Genomic DNA, 16,186 nt, shown 5'->3' with positions numbered 1-16,186 from the left:
TAGTCTATATTATTGTTATGAAACCAATCACATTAAAACTTACACACGATCAAATATTTGATCTTAAAAAGCGTTATCACGCTTACAAAATACGGACTGACTTACCATATACACATTTCCAGATTCGTGGTGACGATTTTACAATTACCGCATACACAAGTGGAAAAGTAGTATTTCAAGGTCATGCTGCTGTTTTTCATGCTTCACTTTTTGGATACGTCGAATCAGAGGAAACGCAATCAACAAAGAAAGTATCTACTCAAATTAACGCAACACCAACTCGCTATCCTATGGCAGGATCTGATGAGGTTGGTACTGGAGACTACTTTGGGCCAATAACCGTGTGTGCTGCTTATCTTACGGATGCGGACTTAAATGTCCTTCCCGTCAGCAAAATCGTAGATTCTAAACAGATTAATGACGACACGATTCGCCAACTCGCACCCGTTATCATGGAGACTATCACATATAGCCTGCTAGTATTAGAAAATGCAAAATATAACAGTATCCATAAAACAATGAATATGAACGTTATCAAAGCAAAGCTTCATAATAAGGCTTTTCTGAATTTATCGAAGAAAATAACAATGCCCACTTTATCCGTAATTGATCAATTCATGCCTAAGGATGCTTATTTCAAAGCCCTTGCTCAAGAACCCGAAGTCTATAAAGACTTAACGTTTGAAACAAAGGCCGAGAATAAATATTTAGCTGTAGCATGTGCAGCAATCATTGCACGCTTTGCATTTCTTGAAGCGCTCGACCAATTAGGAACACTTTATGATTTCGAATTCCCTAAAGGGGCTGGAGCTCATGTAGATATTGCAGGTAAAGTATTTATCGAACGCCATGGGCAGGAGGCCTTACATAAAGTCGCCAAAACCCATTTCGCCAATACTCAAAAAATAATTAATCTTTAACCAGTTCAATACGGACTGGTTTTTCTAAACGTCGTAACGTAACACCTGCGCTCGTAAGCATTCTTTTTGAAGCGATGACAGAGTCCGTTGCCGCATACTTATCATCTTCATAGACAACTTCGGTAATTCCACTCTGAACTATTGCTTTCGTACACTCATGACACGGAAATAGCGAAACATAAATCGAACATCCTCTTAAAGATGTCGTGGCATTCAGAATTGCATTGAGTTCAGCATGTACAACATAAGGATATTTTGTAGCTAACATTTCACCGTCACGATCCCACGGAAATTCATCATCACTTACTCCGATTGGAAATCCGTTGTATCCGATTCCGACAATTTTTTTGTGTGGATCAATGATTGCTGCGCCGACCTGGGTTGAGGGATCCTTTGAGCGTTTAGCAGATAAATGTGCTAAACCCATAAAATATTCATCCCAAGAAATTGCATTTTGACGTTTCGACATAAAGCCTCCTATGAAAGTATATTTTTTAAGTGTTTAGAATAGCCAGTAAATCCAAAGCTATCCCATGATTTGATCAAATTCTCTGCAATCGTTGCATTACTGATTGCATCTCGTTGCATCACCATAATCGCAATAAGCAGAATATAGAAGATAGGCATTAAGACTTTTAATCCTGTGCGAATGCTTTCCCAATCTCGGCGCTTGGAGAACAAGAAGCCAAGAAGGAGACCTGCAAATAGGCCACCACCCATCGCTGTGTAGCTTGAACCTGGTAGCATCATAATCAAAATGTTCATGAACACGATCGAAGAAATTTGACTAAGAACACGGGGCACTTTATAAATTTGGGTTTCATACACATAGATTAAAAGTGCACCCAGTGTTGCCGCTAGTCCTGCAGCCATACCATACCCAATAGCAGTATCTTGCATGATGAAGAGGAACATATTTCCTGATATCGTTCCAACAAAGAATATGATTAGGAAACGTTTCCATCCAACAACGGGCTCTAACAACGTTGCAATGTTTCTTAGTATCATCAGATTTAGCAGAAGATGAAAGAAATCAATATGCACAAATGCTGATGTGACAAAACGCCACACTTCGTAACCATAGCCGACTAAGGGTTTATAAAATCCTCCGGCCATGATCATAACACTATCAAAGTCGAAGCCCTGCATTGCCAAAAACAGTGCAAGTCCATACCCAATCATCGCCATTATCATGATGGCATTGGTTGCTGGGAACATTTTTCGTTGGACTTGTTTTTGTGCTTTAAACATTGTCTTTCGAAGATCCATCACTGCTTTCGATAGCGACTTCTCTGGATTGCTACTCATTGAAATCGAGTTTTCAATGTTTGGGAATTGCGCGATGAATTTTGAATGTGATGTGTACCCTGGCAACACGACAACATTCTCGTCATTACGTACTGTTGTGCTGTCATCAACAGAAATATTTAGGCCTTTGGCCTCAGTTTTAAAAACTACCGCAAGTGATTCACGATGTGCTTGAATTGCAAGTGGATCGATTCCTTGAAGCGGTTTGCTCGTAATCATAATGATTGGCAATGACGCATGCGTAGCATTGGTTAACCAAATCTCATCATTCGCTTTTGTCATTGTAATCATTTGATAACCGTGTTCTTTGATTAAATAATTTGAAAGTTCGATAAGCCATGCACCATAGAGCTTATTCACGAATCGAGGCGTCTCACTTCATCGATTGTATCTTGCATAATTTGTGGCATTTGACTTTCAAATTCTAGGGCTTCATGTGTAATAGGGTGCGTAAATTTAAGACGGAATGCATGAAGGCATTGTCCTTGTGTATCCAGTGTATTCTTGTAACTGTAGGTTGCATCACCCACAATTGGGTGTTGGATATAACTGCAGTGAACACGAATCTGGTGTGTACGACCAGTTTCTAGTTTACATCTGAGTAAACTGTGATCTTTAAACTTTTCGACTAAGAAGAGGTGTGTAACTGCTTCTTTACTATTTTTATCTGTAACAGTCATTCGTTGACGATTACGGGTATCGCGACCGATTGGTGCATCTACAGTTGCACTTTGGTGTGGGAATGCATGGTGTACCAGTGCATAATACTCACGGGAAATCTCACGATTTTTTAGGGCCTCCACCAAAAGTTCATGTGCTTCATTTGTTTTAGCAACAATTAATAGACCTGATGTATCTTTATCAAGACGATGGACAATACCTGGGCGCAATTCACCATTTAAATCACTCAGATGGTTTGTGTGTGCAAGCAGTCCATGTACCAACGTCGCTTGATTTAGTGTCGACGGTGACGGGTGAACAATTAACCCTTTGGGTTTGTTCACAACCATGAGATGCTCATCTTCATATACGATATCCAAATCCATTTTTATCGGTTGAATTGTTGTATCTTTCTCTGTTATTTCATAACTCACAACATCAGACTCTTTCAAGCGATAATTGCGCTTCGTTGTTTTATCATTGACGAGAATCTTCCCATCTTCAATCCATGCTTGAATGACACTACGGGAGTAATCTCCAAGCAGTAGTGCCATATACTGGTCAATGCGTATTCCTTCTAATTGTTCATCAATCATTATTTTGTTCATGTTTTAACCTCATCTCCTCACGAAGAATAATCAATATTACTAAAAAAACTCCAAATACCACTGCCATGTCCGCAACATTGAAAACTGGGAAGGCATATCCAAATATATTAAAACTAAACATATCTCTTACATATCCAAATACGACACGATCTACAAAATTCCCAACTGCACCAGCAAGTATAAAAGCAATCGCTGTTAAGTGGAGAGGTTCAGATTTTTTTACGTAGTAATAGACCAATGCTCCAATAATAATTGGTGTCACAAATAAGAACACAAATTGCTTGCCTGATAACAGACTCCATGCAGCACCATAATTACGGACATATGTTAATTCGAAAAAATTAGGGATAATTGTTATAGATTGACCTAAGCGTAATGTCGATTCAATCCAATATTTTACGAATAAATCAAGTGCTAAGATTCCTACACTTAATACCAATAATAGTTTTTTCATAAATTCCTCGCTTTATGACTTATTATAACACGCTATGCGTATCGTTGCATTAAAAAAGGACCGCTAACCAGCGACCCTCACTAAAAATTCAACAAAGCGCTCAAATGTCATTTGCGACTGTTCAAGTGTCATGATAAATTGGTATTCATGAACCAACTCTGCTTCAGATTCATCATAAAATGCTGCAGTCACATCAACACCGAGCTTCTCAAGCGCCGCAACCAGTTTCAAGCCATCTTGAGTGAATGTCATTGTATTGCCATCAGTAACAAAGGCTGGTGGAAAATCTTCATTTACATAATCGATGATGGTTAGTTCATTAATATAGTCGCCTTGACGCCAATTTCTTTCACCAAAGTATGCCCAACCAATTCGCTCGAAGAAGAAATCCAATGCTCCTTTACCAAAATCTGCAAACGAAAGAATTTCATTCAAGTCATACGGACCGCTGAATAGTCCGACTCCTGTTATTGTATTCGGAGCCATCACAGGCTTGATGCCTACTTTTTCTGAATAAGCAGCATCATTTTGAATGAGAACAAATTGTGACACTATATGAGCACCGGCAGAATCTCCCGCATAAAATACTTTATCCATGTTCAGGTTGTACAAATCACGATTGGATGACAAGTGCGAGTAAAGCTCTCCAACTTGTATAATTTGACTTGGGTAGTTTGCCTCTGGAGCACGTTGATAATTCATATTTGCCACAACAAAACCACGTTGTGCTAATAATACTGAATACTCTGTGATATCCGCTTTATCACCACCTACAAATGCACCACCATGAACCCAAATAATGATTGGCTCCATTCCAGTTGCATTTTTTGGTTTATAGAGATCAAAGATGTTATCTGTTTCAATTGATGGATAAACCAGATTTTCTTGGACATCAACTTGTGCCCGAATCTCATCATAATTTTCAGGCGGTTTCGCAATTCCCACATCAAAAGCACGACGAACCACCGTCGCGGATACATACGGGTTAAAATAGATATAACCAAATAGCCCCGAAAAAACGATTGTGAGTGTTAGTAAAGTGCCAATAATGTTGCGTTGGTATTGTTTCACGTTTCCGTACCAACAATATCAATTTGGAATCCTGCCATAACTTCCAATGCTTTTAAATCTAAGGATTCATCAAAACTCGATGTTAAATTTCGATTCACAACAATCCGAGCTTCCGGAAGTGCAGCCTTCGCAATTGCAGCATTTGTGATGACGCAAATATTCGAGACTAAACCCATTATTTCAATTTCATCAAAATCCTGTGTTTTTAAATAATTTCCCAGTTCCAGTGAGCCGAATGTTGGTTTATCAAATATCTGCGTCGTGGTTTTGATCCATGGCGATAATGCTTCAACGATTTCCCAACCATAAGTTCCATGAATGCAATGAGGAATTGGTAATCGCTTCCCTTCTTGCGTTTTTAAGTAATTTTCAAAATGGGTGTCTCGTGTAAATACAACGACATCTTCAGGTTCAAGCTTTGTTTCTAATGTCGCGACGATTTGCTTCACAACATCCTCGGCTTTTTCAAATCCTAGCGCACCATCAACAAAATCATTTTGTACATCAACTATCATATATAATTTTTTCATACAACCACCTCTCCATAATCATATCACAGCTCATTTTTTACTGCCTTTTTTACACTTTAATTTCTCGCATTATTTTTGTATCTTTTAGTATTGTATAATGTGAAATCTAATGTTATAATACATTAGCATTAAGGAAATGCACCAGTGGCGGAACGGTAGACGCGCACGCTTGAGGGGCGTGTAGAGCAATCTGTGGAAGTTCAAATCTTCTCTGGTGCACCAATAAATAATTTAGCTGAGATTCACTCTCAGTTTTTTTATGCCCACGAACAAAAAGATGGTAATCGTCTCCGGACTACCATCTTTTTTATTATTTGAAATAATCTGAAACGACAATAGCTTTTTGCAAGCCATATCGGGTCACGTATGCACTGTACAAGATATCGATTGCAATAAATTGTGCATAAATAGAATTTGTAAGTGCTGTTGGTTCGGTGCTTACTGGTGCAGTATAGAGATTATAATCACTATTGTGTTCAATGCGACTGTCTGCACGACGACTAATTGCTAATGTCTTAAATCCGATACTCTTCGCAAACAACATCAGTTCTAAGACTTTTGATGAGTTCCCTGAATTTGAAATCGCTACATAAACAGAGTCTTCTTTTTGCGAATACATGGTCACACGATCCGATCCTTGGTCGTTTACCACAAATACCGCTTTACCAACACGTAACCATTTTTGTCTAAAATTCTCAACAGCCAACACAGAAAATCCATCCCCATATAGGAATATGTTCTTCGCACGATAGAGTAATTCGACAATGGGATTGATCTCTTCCATTGTCAAATCTTCTGTCGTTTGATTCATAGCCTCAAATGCTGATTTCAAAATATCGTGTTTGGCTTCTTGTGGTTTCGAATAGTGCAAGATTTCATTCGCTGACTTATAGCTGTGGCGCGCAAGTTCACTCGAAAGCATAACTTTGAACGTTTGAAAACTTTCGACTCCAATTTTACGGCATAAGCGACTAACCGCTGATGCACTCGTCTCTGTTTCAACCGCAAGGGTTTGAATTGACATACCGACAACGCGTTGGGGTTTCTCTAAAATAAAGTCTGCAAGTCTTTGCTCGGTTTGTGTTAAGTCTGCGCGATGGAATTCTAGGGCATCGAGAACGCGGAGTTGATTTCCCATTTATTCTTCCTTTCTACAGTCTTGGTTGATAGACATACATATAGGCTATCTTATCACTTTTCCCCCCATTTCTACAATCAATCCTTTTGATTATATGCAAATTATGTACTTTCGATTAGGTATCTTAACCATTTTTTATGAATTAAGTGCTCTTCGTTTAAAGAAACTAATAGATTAGAAAAAGTATAATTGGTACAAGTAACAACAATAATAAAAATACTTTAACTTTATGATCACCTAAAGCCGTGTCAATTTGTCGTCGAAAAATTACACCAATGATCAATGAAATAATGACCACAATATCAAGAATTTCCATGATATTCTCCTTTTTAACCATATCTCTTCACTTGATATTTACTATATCATGCCATTGTTCTATCCATGCAAGGTGATGTTTATATAGTCATCTTTGGCGGCTAAATTGTTGTATATGTGCCTGAATAATTTCAAAAGTTTCCTTAAGTGTCTTTCACGACACTAAAAAACCCACGTTTAGGTGGGTTGGCTTGATATTGGTGCGAACAACAGGAATCGAACCTGTGGCCTAGCGCTTAGGAGGCGCTCGCTCTATCCTACTGAGCTATGTCCGCAAAAAAGAAATAGCAAGTTTCAGCTATTTCTGTTGAGCATAGCGCTCAATGAGTCGATCCGCTACGTTGCACGGGACGAGTGATTTTAAATCGCCACCAAAGCGTGCAATTTCTCGAGCAACTGACGACGAAATATATGAATAATGGGGATCTGCCACCAAAAACAGTGTTTCAATTTTAGGATTTAAGACTCGGTTCGTTGCAGCGTGTTGCAACTCATACTCGTAATCCATAACCGCACGAATACCGCGTATTAACAATGTACAGTTTTCTTTGACTGCATAGTCCACGGTCAGACCATCACCAATTTTAACTTCTACATTGGGTAGATGTTTAACACTCTCTTGTGCTAGCTCTAAACGTTCCGCCATTGAAAATGTTCCTTGTTTGCTATCGTTACCCATAATTGCGACAACAACTTCTTCAAACATTCGAGAACAACGTTCGATTAAGTCAATGTGACCTAAAGTGATTGGATCAAATGACCCAGGATACATAACTCTCATATGAATACCTCTCGTTAACATTATACGCTATGACAAACAAAAAACACACCCTACCGTGTGTTTTTATAAAGGAGACGATTCGTTGTTACTGATGGAGGAAATATAAATGTATTTCATTAGTTGAGGAAATAGTGTCAACGAATCTTCTTGTGGACAAGTATTATATAAGATAGTTTGGCTATCTATGTTTACATTATACATTGAAAAATGTAAAAGTCAACGGACTTTCATTATTTTTTACACTATTTTTACATTATTTTTGAAACAAATTACATTTTGAAGTAAGATGTTACTATTTCCTTCACATTTGCGAGTTGCTCATCGGTAGGTTCCCATTGGATTTGATAGCGATCGAGTACCTCTGCACCTGAATCAATCATCTCTTGATTCCAGCTGACCATCCATTCGCCATCACCCCAGTCGTATGAACCAAAAAGAACAACTTTTTTTCCATCAACATATGGGAGTAGATCGTCTAAAAATGGTCTAAACTCATATTCTTCAACTGCTTCACCGGACATCGAAGGACATCCCAAAAAGAATAGATCAGAATCCTTTACATCATCTGCAGTGACATCACTGACGTAATTACTTTCACATTGCATTCCTAAGTCTTCAATTGCTTCTTGTATCGCTTCAGCGATAATTTGTGTGTTACCAGACCCCGTCCAGTATACGATTGATGGTTTCATATTTTGCTCCTTGCTTTGACAATAAAAAATGTTAGTTTCCTAACATTTTTAGTGATTTAATTAGTCACCCAATACTTTTTTAACTTCAGCAATAACTGCTTCACCGTTCATTGTTCCGTATGCGCGCATATCGATAACTTCGATTGGTTTTTCAGGAAGTTGTTTTTGAACTGTACTTAAGTTAAAACGAACTTGTGGTCCCAAAAGAACGATATCTGCATCCGCTCCAACACGTGCAGCTTCACTTACTGAGTGAGCTGAGATTTCAACTTCATAACCTTGTGAGTCTGCTGACTCTTTCATTTTGTTCACTAAGATGCTTGTTGACATACCAGCTGAACATAGTAGAATAATTTTTCTCATAATACCCTCCTTGATACAAGAACATTATAACAATTTACGTTTCAATAGTCTATAAGAAAGCGTTGACATTGCACTAACTAGTGCAAATGCTTAACGGAAATTTTTTCCAGCAAATTTTTGTTCAAGGGCCTTCATGTCAGTAAGTGGCATTCGTAGTTTGAATGGTTGTCCCTTTAATAAGAAGGATAAGCGACCTTTTTCATACTTAACACGTGTAATGTCTTTAACGTAAAATGAGTGCTCAAGTATAAAAATCACCTTTTTACCCCACGCCACAATACGACGTGTATGATAAAACGTCACAATGAGCATAACGAAACCATAAAAGGTCAAGAATGAAACATTAGCTTTCAAATCTGGATAAATAATAAAGTCAATATTCAGCACTCCTACAACGACGATTTCGATCCAACTTCTTACGTCAAACTTCAGTTTCAACGTATCATCAATACGTTTTCCGCGATTGTATCGCATCATTTCAAATCCATAGAGCGCTATGATTACAAAGCGACAAATCATAACGACAATTTCACTTATGTTCATTTTCTTTCCTCACTTTTGTACATTGTATCATGTAGTCATATATTTTAGGCACTTTCTTAACAAAAAAACCACCCTAGGGTGGTTTTTATTATTGAATTCGTTTGTGAATATCAATAAGTTCAGCTGCAATAATTTTTAATACTTCTGCACTCATCATTTGATCTTCCGCATGGATTAACAATAAGTTGATTGCTGTATTTCCTTCTTGAGCTTCTTGTTGAATTAATTGAGCATGTACACGGTGTCCTTCAACGAATTGTTCTTCACCTTCTGCCATCAATTGTTCTGCACGATCGAAATCGCCTTCTTTTGCAGCTGCGATTGCTTCGATGAAGCATGAGCGTGCTGATCCGTTGAATGAGATCATTTGAAAACTTAGTAGTTCAATACCTTCCATAGTTAATTACTCTCCTTTTATTACAGAATCATTATAACAAATTTCATTTTGCTTTCCTAGTCAAATAGCCTTGGATTGCGTTTTCTTCCCATTCCATAAAAAAAAACTGTATGATTACATACAGTGTGCCTAGCAAATGGTGCCGACTAGAGGACTTGAACCCCCAACCTACTGATTACGATTCAGTTGCTCTACCAATTGAGCTAAGTCGGCGTAAGATTATTGTATTCCTTTTTGACACAGGTTTCAATCTTTTTCGAATGATTTCGGATTAATTGATTTAGGCAAGTTACAATCGTAAGAATACAAGAAGCGACAAAATTGCCGCTTTTTGCTTAACTTTATTTTTTTGATATTGTAGGGCACGCATTATTTAGCATTTAGTGTATTTATAATGAGGTGGGTAATTTCCAGTGCGTCTTGTTGTTCGTTAAGTAAGGTTTCATCAATATTGCTGAGCAAATCGCCTTTGACCCACCAGCGTTTTAGGGCATCCAACCCAAACTCTGCTGTATCTTTCATAAGGTGACGTGAATAGCTTGCCTCAAACGACAGATCGAAGTAGTAGAAATAAGTAGGAACTGCTAACGCCGTAATTTCTCGGAACATTTCCTGATATTTCCAACTGTTAAAAATTCCTTCAATCACAATTAAATCATATTTCCCCAAACCAAATTTAAGCATATTTACAATAAGTGCTGCTGAGAGATTGCCTTCAGTATCTTTTACATTGAGAATCTCACGGCGAATCACATCTTGCGACAAGATCATTGTGGATCCTGTATAGTGCTCCCGTAGCATATGCGCAATCGTTGTCTTCCCACTACCACTGTTTCCTCGTATTACAACAATTTGTGTCATTTCAACTGTCCTCGACTTTCCTTTCTATGGTAACACGATACTCTAACGCGTATCCTTACAATAAAGTAAGGACCGTGTATCAATCGTTACACGGTCCTTGCTTTAGCCTTTTTGACATTGATTGCTGATTTCGCGAATGCGTAATTCTTTAAAATCTGTTAGTTCGCCTTTCGTGCGCGACAATTCGTGATTTTCTAATTCTATGAGGACTATTTCTGCTGTCGATTTTACCTGACTCCCTTGAACGATATGTCCGCCAAAGACTTTAAACTCAGAATCACTCACAGATGCATGAATGTGCATCCCTTGCATCGACAATGTCCCAACACACGATACAATTTCAAATGGACCATCCATCACAAACATGGTCTGATTGTATCCTTTGCGGAATACAACTTTTTCAAGACTTCCAACGACGGTTCCAATGTATGCAGCTTTAATTTCATATTTTTTACAGTATTGGTCCAACGCCACAATAATATCTTCACCAGGCATTAATTTAATAACATGTTCTTTCATATGTACACTTCCTTAATTCGTGATTAGATATAGTTTCCAATAAGTTCAATCATACTTGCCTCATCATTAACAACAACTCCATTTAATTTGATAAGGCCGATAGTATAGAGGTTAACATACGAAAATTGAGACTCGCCAATTTCAGCTAATGCTGCAATTTTTTTAGGATTTTCAAAACCTTGCTGACGGGAGTCTGTATACAACCCAATCACCGGGATATTAGCGTGATACGCAACACCAATTTCTGAAGCTACACCAGCATCGATACTAATACCATCGAGTACAGCAACAACAACATCAGATGCTAGCAATGCGTCTGTGTCAAATTTAGCAATCATCGTTGAATCAGCATAACTTGATTTATCATTAATATCCCCTTGTTCTTGCGGTAAATAAACTTCTAATTCAGGGTAAGCTTTACGGATTTCAGTGACAACACTTGCGTTGTAACGAAACTCCATATTTGAGAATAGCGGACTTGCAAAATACATTTTTTTCATGAATGAGGCCTCCTTGTGTTTCTTCTATTCTATCCAATCTTAATGAAATTGTCACGATATCATCATGATACTTCTAATGTCACATCTTTCAAAAGGCCACCATATACATACTCAGAAATATTTACAGCATGGCCACCAATTCGCACAAGTGTTGTTAATATGTCGATAAATAGCGAACTTGCATAGTTCGAGTCACAGGTTCCCTGTGCCATCCGTTTAAAGTGGCGTTCTCGGTATTTCATGTCCATTTGGTGTAATGCGCGATTATTCTCAGCAAGAATAATAAAGTCTTGCATATCATCAGTCTCAAACATCTTTAATGCTTGATCTAACATAATTTTGACATGGTCGTACATCGTGTTTAAATCTTGACGTGCCGCTTCACTCATTGATTCTCGGTTATTAAAAATTGTTTGGTAAATACCTACAAGACTCGTTGATAAATCCGCAACACGTTCTAAGTTTTTTACTGTGTCCAAACTAATTGCATACTCTTCAGCAAAATGATCGGTTGTCGATCCCTTTTTCGCAATTTCAAGAAGGTATCGTGTCAATTGCTTGTCGAGATCATTAATCATCTCCTCAAGTTGCATGACAATATCAAACTCTTCTTCATCTCTTGAGTTTAGATAACTCTTAGAAGTCTCAAACGACTCTATAACAAGATCAGACATACTTGCGATACCTTGCTTTGCAAGTTGCTTCGCTCCTTCTGGATAGCTTTCGATTAGATTGTAATCAAGCGGTTTAATTTTCTCACGTTCTTTGATTCGATCCTCACCTGGAATAACTTTCTCCAAAATACGGATACAGAGTGGAATGAATGGAATAATACCTACAACCCAAATTAAATTAAATACAAAATGATTGAGTCCAACCGCCATTTCTGGCGAGCCACCCATCGATGCATTCAACGATATAATAAAGTCCGAATAGATTCCGATGATAGGCATCATAACCAAGGCCCCTAGAATATTATAGAGCGCATGGAACCAACCAGCACGGCGTGTTGATACGGAACCTCCGACAGAAGCAAGCACTGCAGTCAGCGTGGTTCCGACATTTGACCCAAATACAAATGCGGATGCAGCCACCATAGTCATGCCACCTGCTCCATAAATAGTTTGTACCAAAACAATAACAGCCATTGAAGAGTTGATCAAAGCAGTAGCCAGTGTACCCGCAAGCAATGCAAGCCATGGGTTTTGAGACATGTACACCATGAATGATTCAAATTCAGGTAACGTTGACAGAATAATCAGTTCATTACTCATCAGTTGGAGTCCCACAAAGGTAATTCCAAATCCAAAGATAATTTGGGCATAGGCTTTTATTTGATTTCGTTTTACAAACATTAGCATAAAAGCACCCACAAATACGAAATAGTATCCAAAGGCTTCGATATTTAATCCAACCATCAAAGCAGTCACAGTTGTACCAAGGTTTGCTCCTACCGAAATACCAATTGCTTGTTCAAGTCGCATTAAGCCCGCTCTAACAAGACTTATTGAAATTACGGTCGCTGCGGTACTTGACTGCATCAAAGCAGTTAAAATCGTTCCAACTAGGATTGCCGAAAAGATATTCCCGGTGTATTTCTCGATATAATCACGTATCCGAGGTCCAGCGGCATCCTTAAAACCATCGCCCAATAATTTGATTCCCAAAAGAAATAAACCAAATCCACCAAGGATTACATTAAATTGTATATCTGATAAACTTCCTAGACTTGATGTTACATCCATCGTCATTTCCTCCACCCATATGTGTTCTATTATACATCGTTTCTGATGTATCCTGAAAGCGAAAAATAAATGCTATATAGAGAAAAAGCAGCCATGTCGACTGCTATATTCTAAAGTTCATTATCACTGTCGTGACGTTTTACCGTTGAAACCATATAACGTGAGACATTGACACCATGATCCCCAATTCGTTCTAATATTCCAAGAATATCAATAAAGATGCTACTTGCGACTTTTGTTTCACAGATTCCTTCTGCAAGACGTTGGAAATGTTTCTCGCGGTATTTTTCTTCAATCAGATCAAGATATTCTTCATCCTTAGAAAGTTTTTCAAAGCGCGATATATCTTCTGTCTTAAAAATTTTCAACGAACGACGTAACATGTCATCGAGGAGTTGATACATCGTATCTAAATCTCGAATTGCTTCACTCGAGAAATCCTCACGATTATCAAATGCTAATTGATAGAGTTCTACTAAATTTGTCGATAAATCACTCATACGCTCATAGTTTTTAATAATTTCGAGCTGACGTGTGTATGCTTCTGCAATGTTTGGTTGATTACCTGCAGACTTCATAATTTTTAGAAGATAAGCAGTCAGGTTGGTATCAATTTTATTTACCATTTCCTCCAACTGCATTACGACATCGTAATCTTCTTTATCTTTGGTACGCAAATAACTTTGCGATGCTTCTAGAGATTCATGGACTAAATCAGCCATAACGATCGTGCGGTCCTTCACAAGGCGTAGTGCACCTTCTGGGAAACGTGAAATAATTTCCTCATCCAACGGCTCGAGTTTATCTCGATTCTTAATTTTATCTTCCCCTGGAATAATAACTTTCAAGAGTTTGATAAATGATGGAACAAACGGTATTACAAGAATACAGAAGATTAAGTTAAAGAAGAAATGCGCAACACCGATAGCCATTGCATTTGATCCACCCATCATTCCATTTACATAAAGAATAAAGTTTGAATAAGGAACAATAAAGAACATCATAATCACTGCGCCAAACACGTTGAAGAGCGTATGGAATAGAGATGCACGGCGTGCGGATGCAGATCCTCCGATGGATGCAAAAAATGCTGTAATCGTTGTTCCAATGTTTGATCCAAAAACAAAGGCAACAGCTGCAATAATTGACATTCCACCATTTTCGTAAATTTTTTGCACAACCGCAATCGTTGCCGACGACGAGTTAACAATCGCAGTTAATCCCGCACCGCCCAACATCGACCACCATGGGTGTTCTGAAAGTTGAAGCATCATTGCTTCAAACCAAGGCATTTGTTGTACTAAAAGTAGTTTATCACTCATAATTTGTAATCCGACAAAAGTCATCCCAAATGCTAAGACAACTTTGCCATAGTTTTTAATTGATTGTTTTCCTGAAAAGAGTAACATCATAGCACCTAAGAATAGGAAGAAATAACCCATTTCATCAACATTGAGACCAATAATTATTGCGGTCATTGTTGTTCCAATGTTTGCTCCTAAAGAAATTCCAATTGCTTGATCCAATCGCATTAATCCTGCACGGACGAGACTGATTGAAATTACGGTTGCTGCTGAACTTGACTGCATAATCCCAGTCATGATTGCCCCTACTAAAATTGCTGATAATAAGTTGCTTGTATATTTGTCGATATAGTCGCGCATGCGATCTCCCGCAACTGCCTTGAAACCATCTCCTAAAAGGGTGATTCCCAGCATGAACAAGCCAAATCCTCCTAAAATAATATGTATTCCCAAATCCATCCAGGTTTGAGTAAATGCATTAATAAGCTCCATGAGCATCCTCCATCAATATAGACCATGCTCATAATATCATGAAACTTTCACAATAGTGTGAAAAGAAATTAACAATTCTATTGTGACTGATACTTCATGTGAAGCATCGGATTACGATTTCCTGCTTGATCGATTGGATTAATCCGTTCCAGTTCAAATCCCAAATTTTGATAGAACAGTTTTTCGTGTAAATTCGTCTCTGGAATATCCACTGTTATTGTTTGATTGAGTTGTAAGACTTCTCGAACCAGTGAACCTGCAATATCTTTGTTACGAAACTCCGAACTAACGTACAACATCTCAATTGCGCCATTTAGAACACCAATAAATCCTTGCATGAAGCGGTTGCTTTCGAAAACATAGACAGCATCCATTGACGCGAGTCCAGTAAGTATTGTCGGGCGCATTGATTCAATCATAGATTCATTGATTGTCGTATGCGTCGCTTTTACAGATTGTTCCCAAACATCAAGTAACCGATTCAAATCATCTTCTAAAACATTAATTTTTGTAATCATTGTGCCACCCCTTTGTATCTTTATTATAACGCGTCTTGATGCAGAAGTATAATGGACGTTTCAGGAACAAAAAAAGACACCCGTTATGGATGTCGTTATTTTAAATATGGTGGAGCTTAGCGGGATCGAACCGCTGACCTCCTGCGTGCAAGGCAGGCGCTCTCCCAGCTGAGCTAAAGCCCCATATATTTTGTTATTACTTAAAGAAATGGTGGGCCTGAATGGATTCGAACCAGCGACCTCACCCTTATCAGGGGTGCGCTCTAACCAACTGAGCTACAGGCCCATTCCTTATTGCTAAGATAATATATCATTCTGAATTGGGAGTGTCAACACGTTTTCATAATTATTCCCAATTAATCCTAAATCCATCGAAAATCACCCTAGCATTACATTCTTTTATCTGTTTTTACAGAAATTTCATCGTATAATTCGTGAATAGTGAAATAATAATCACTATCATATCC

The 16,186-nt window shown here is 38.2% G+C and carries 19 protein-coding genes and 5 tRNA genes; 2 read left to right on the top strand and 22 right to left on the bottom strand.

Annotated elements, in window-relative coordinates; all coding sequences use genetic code 11:
- Positions 1–17: 17 nt before the first annotated feature.
- On the top strand, positions 18–920 hold the full coding sequence (gene rnhC, locus GVV22_RS09855; protein ID WP_159649894.1) for a ribonuclease HIII: 903 nt from the start codon (positions 18–20) through the stop codon (positions 918–920).
- On the opposite strand, the gene GVV22_RS09850 is transcribed toward rnhC, so the two are convergent.
- The 6 genes from GVV22_RS09850 to GVV22_RS09825 all read right to left on the bottom strand — a co-directional run bounded on the left by GVV22_RS09850 (position 910) and on the right by GVV22_RS09825 (position 5,551).
- Positions 910–1,389, bottom strand: coding sequence for a deoxycytidylate deaminase (locus tag GVV22_RS09850; protein WP_159649893.1), 480 nt, complete (start codon positions 1,387–1,389; stop codon positions 910–912). The two genes, rnhC and GVV22_RS09850, sit on opposite strands and share 11 nt — an antisense overlap.
- 8 nt (positions 1,390–1,397) lie before the next feature.
- Positions 1,398–2,588: a rhomboid family intramembrane serine protease gene (locus GVV22_RS09845; protein WP_159649892.1), complete on the bottom strand. Its 1,191-nt coding sequence runs from the start codon at positions 2,586–2,588 to the stop codon at positions 1,398–1,400.
- The gene (locus GVV22_RS09840; RefSeq protein WP_159638230.1) at positions 2,585–3,496 is read right to left on the bottom strand and encodes an RluA family pseudouridine synthase; all 912 of its coding nucleotides are present in this window, start codon (positions 3,494–3,496) and stop codon (positions 2,585–2,587) included. Before GVV22_RS09840 ends, GVV22_RS09845 begins: the two co-directional genes overlap by 4 nt.
- Positions 3,477–3,950: a signal peptidase II gene (gene lspA, locus GVV22_RS09835; protein WP_159649891.1), complete on the bottom strand. Its 474-nt coding sequence runs from the start codon at positions 3,948–3,950 to the stop codon at positions 3,477–3,479. Before lspA ends, GVV22_RS09840 begins: the two co-directional genes overlap by 20 nt.
- Before the next feature lie 63 nt (positions 3,951–4,013).
- A complete protein-coding gene (locus tag GVV22_RS09830) occupies positions 4,014–5,021 on the bottom strand; it encodes an alpha/beta hydrolase (protein WP_159649890.1) in 1,008 nt (335 codons plus the stop codon).
- Complete coding sequence (locus GVV22_RS09825) at positions 5,018–5,551, bottom strand: cysteine hydrolase family protein (RefSeq protein ID WP_159649889.1); 534 nt, start codon at positions 5,549–5,551, stop codon at positions 5,018–5,020. Before GVV22_RS09825 ends, GVV22_RS09830 begins: the two co-directional genes overlap by 4 nt.
- A gap of 138 nt (positions 5,552–5,689) precedes the next feature.
- Here GVV22_RS09825 and GVV22_RS09820 point away from each other — a divergent pair.
- Positions 5,690–5,773, top strand: a tRNA-Leu gene (locus GVV22_RS09820).
- An 88-nt stretch (positions 5,774–5,861) separates the two neighbouring features.
- On the opposite strand, the gene GVV22_RS09815 is transcribed toward GVV22_RS09820, so the two are convergent.
- From GVV22_RS09815 to GVV22_RS09740, 16 genes are all read right to left on the bottom strand, one after another.
- Positions 5,862–6,689 (bottom strand): MurR/RpiR family transcriptional regulator, encoded by an 828-nt coding sequence (locus GVV22_RS09815; protein ID WP_159649888.1) that lies wholly within the window; start codon positions 6,687–6,689, stop codon positions 5,862–5,864.
- Between the two features lie 513 nt (positions 6,690–7,202).
- A tRNA-Arg gene (locus GVV22_RS09810) sits at positions 7,203–7,279 on the bottom strand.
- Positions 7,280–7,302: 23 nt separating this feature from the next.
- On the bottom strand, positions 7,303–7,785 hold the full coding sequence (coaD, locus tag GVV22_RS09805; RefSeq protein WP_159649887.1) for a pantetheine-phosphate adenylyltransferase: 483 nt from the start codon (positions 7,783–7,785) through the stop codon (positions 7,303–7,305).
- A 269-nt stretch (positions 7,786–8,054) separates the two neighbouring features.
- Positions 8,055–8,477 (bottom strand): flavodoxin domain-containing protein, encoded by a 423-nt coding sequence (locus GVV22_RS09800; RefSeq protein ID WP_159649886.1) that lies wholly within the window; start codon positions 8,475–8,477, stop codon positions 8,055–8,057.
- Between the two features lie 60 nt (positions 8,478–8,537).
- Entirely contained in the window at positions 8,538–8,840 is a 303-nt protein-coding gene (locus GVV22_RS09795; RefSeq protein ID WP_159635155.1) for a PTS sugar transporter subunit IIB, read from the bottom strand.
- A gap of 90 nt (positions 8,841–8,930) precedes the next feature.
- A complete protein-coding gene (locus tag GVV22_RS09790) occupies positions 8,931–9,383 on the bottom strand; it encodes a hypothetical protein (RefSeq protein WP_159649885.1) in 453 nt (150 codons plus the stop codon).
- A gap of 88 nt (positions 9,384–9,471) precedes the next feature.
- Positions 9,472–9,780, bottom strand: coding sequence for a PTS lactose/cellobiose transporter subunit IIA (locus tag GVV22_RS09785; protein ID WP_159635161.1), 309 nt, complete (start codon positions 9,778–9,780; stop codon positions 9,472–9,474).
- Between the two features lie 137 nt (positions 9,781–9,917).
- Positions 9,918–9,993 (bottom strand) — tRNA-Thr (locus GVV22_RS09780).
- Between the two features lie 156 nt (positions 9,994–10,149).
- A complete protein-coding gene (locus GVV22_RS09775; RefSeq protein WP_159649884.1) occupies positions 10,150–10,641 on the bottom strand; it encodes an AAA family ATPase in 492 nt (163 codons plus the stop codon).
- Positions 10,642–10,743: 102 nt separating this feature from the next.
- Positions 10,744–11,160, bottom strand: a complete 417-nt coding sequence (locus GVV22_RS09770; protein ID WP_159635168.1) for a PPC domain-containing DNA-binding protein — start codon at positions 11,158–11,160, stop codon at positions 10,744–10,746.
- 23 nt (positions 11,161–11,183) lie between these two features.
- Positions 11,184–11,660, bottom strand: a complete 477-nt coding sequence (locus tag GVV22_RS09765) for a nucleoside 2-deoxyribosyltransferase (RefSeq protein WP_159649883.1) — start codon at positions 11,658–11,660, stop codon at positions 11,184–11,186.
- A gap of 62 nt (positions 11,661–11,722) precedes the next feature.
- Complete coding sequence (locus GVV22_RS09760) at positions 11,723–13,405, bottom strand: Na/Pi cotransporter family protein (protein ID WP_159649882.1); 1,683 nt, start codon at positions 13,403–13,405, stop codon at positions 11,723–11,725.
- Positions 13,406–13,515: 110 nt separating this feature from the next.
- Positions 13,516–15,201: a Na/Pi cotransporter family protein gene (locus GVV22_RS09755; RefSeq protein ID WP_159635177.1), complete on the bottom strand. Its 1,686-nt coding sequence runs from the start codon at positions 15,199–15,201 to the stop codon at positions 13,516–13,518.
- A gap of 77 nt (positions 15,202–15,278) precedes the next feature.
- Entirely contained in the window at positions 15,279–15,719 is a 441-nt protein-coding gene (locus GVV22_RS09750; protein WP_159649881.1) for a GNAT family N-acetyltransferase, read from the bottom strand.
- Positions 15,720–15,826: 107 nt separating this feature from the next.
- A tRNA-Ala gene (locus GVV22_RS09745) sits at positions 15,827–15,902 on the bottom strand.
- A 26-nt stretch (positions 15,903–15,928) separates the two neighbouring features.
- A tRNA-Ile gene (locus GVV22_RS09740) sits at positions 15,929–16,005 on the bottom strand.
- Positions 16,006–16,186 lie beyond the last annotated feature (181 nt).

This window comes from Erysipelothrix aquatica (assembly GCF_009828825.1).
In the GTDB taxonomy this organism is placed as follows: Bacteria; Bacillota_I; Bacilli_A; order Erysipelotrichales; family Erysipelotrichaceae; genus Erysipelothrix; species Erysipelothrix aquatica_A.
Note: the sequence above shows the minus strand (reverse complement) of the source record. Positions and strands in the feature narration are given on the sequence as shown.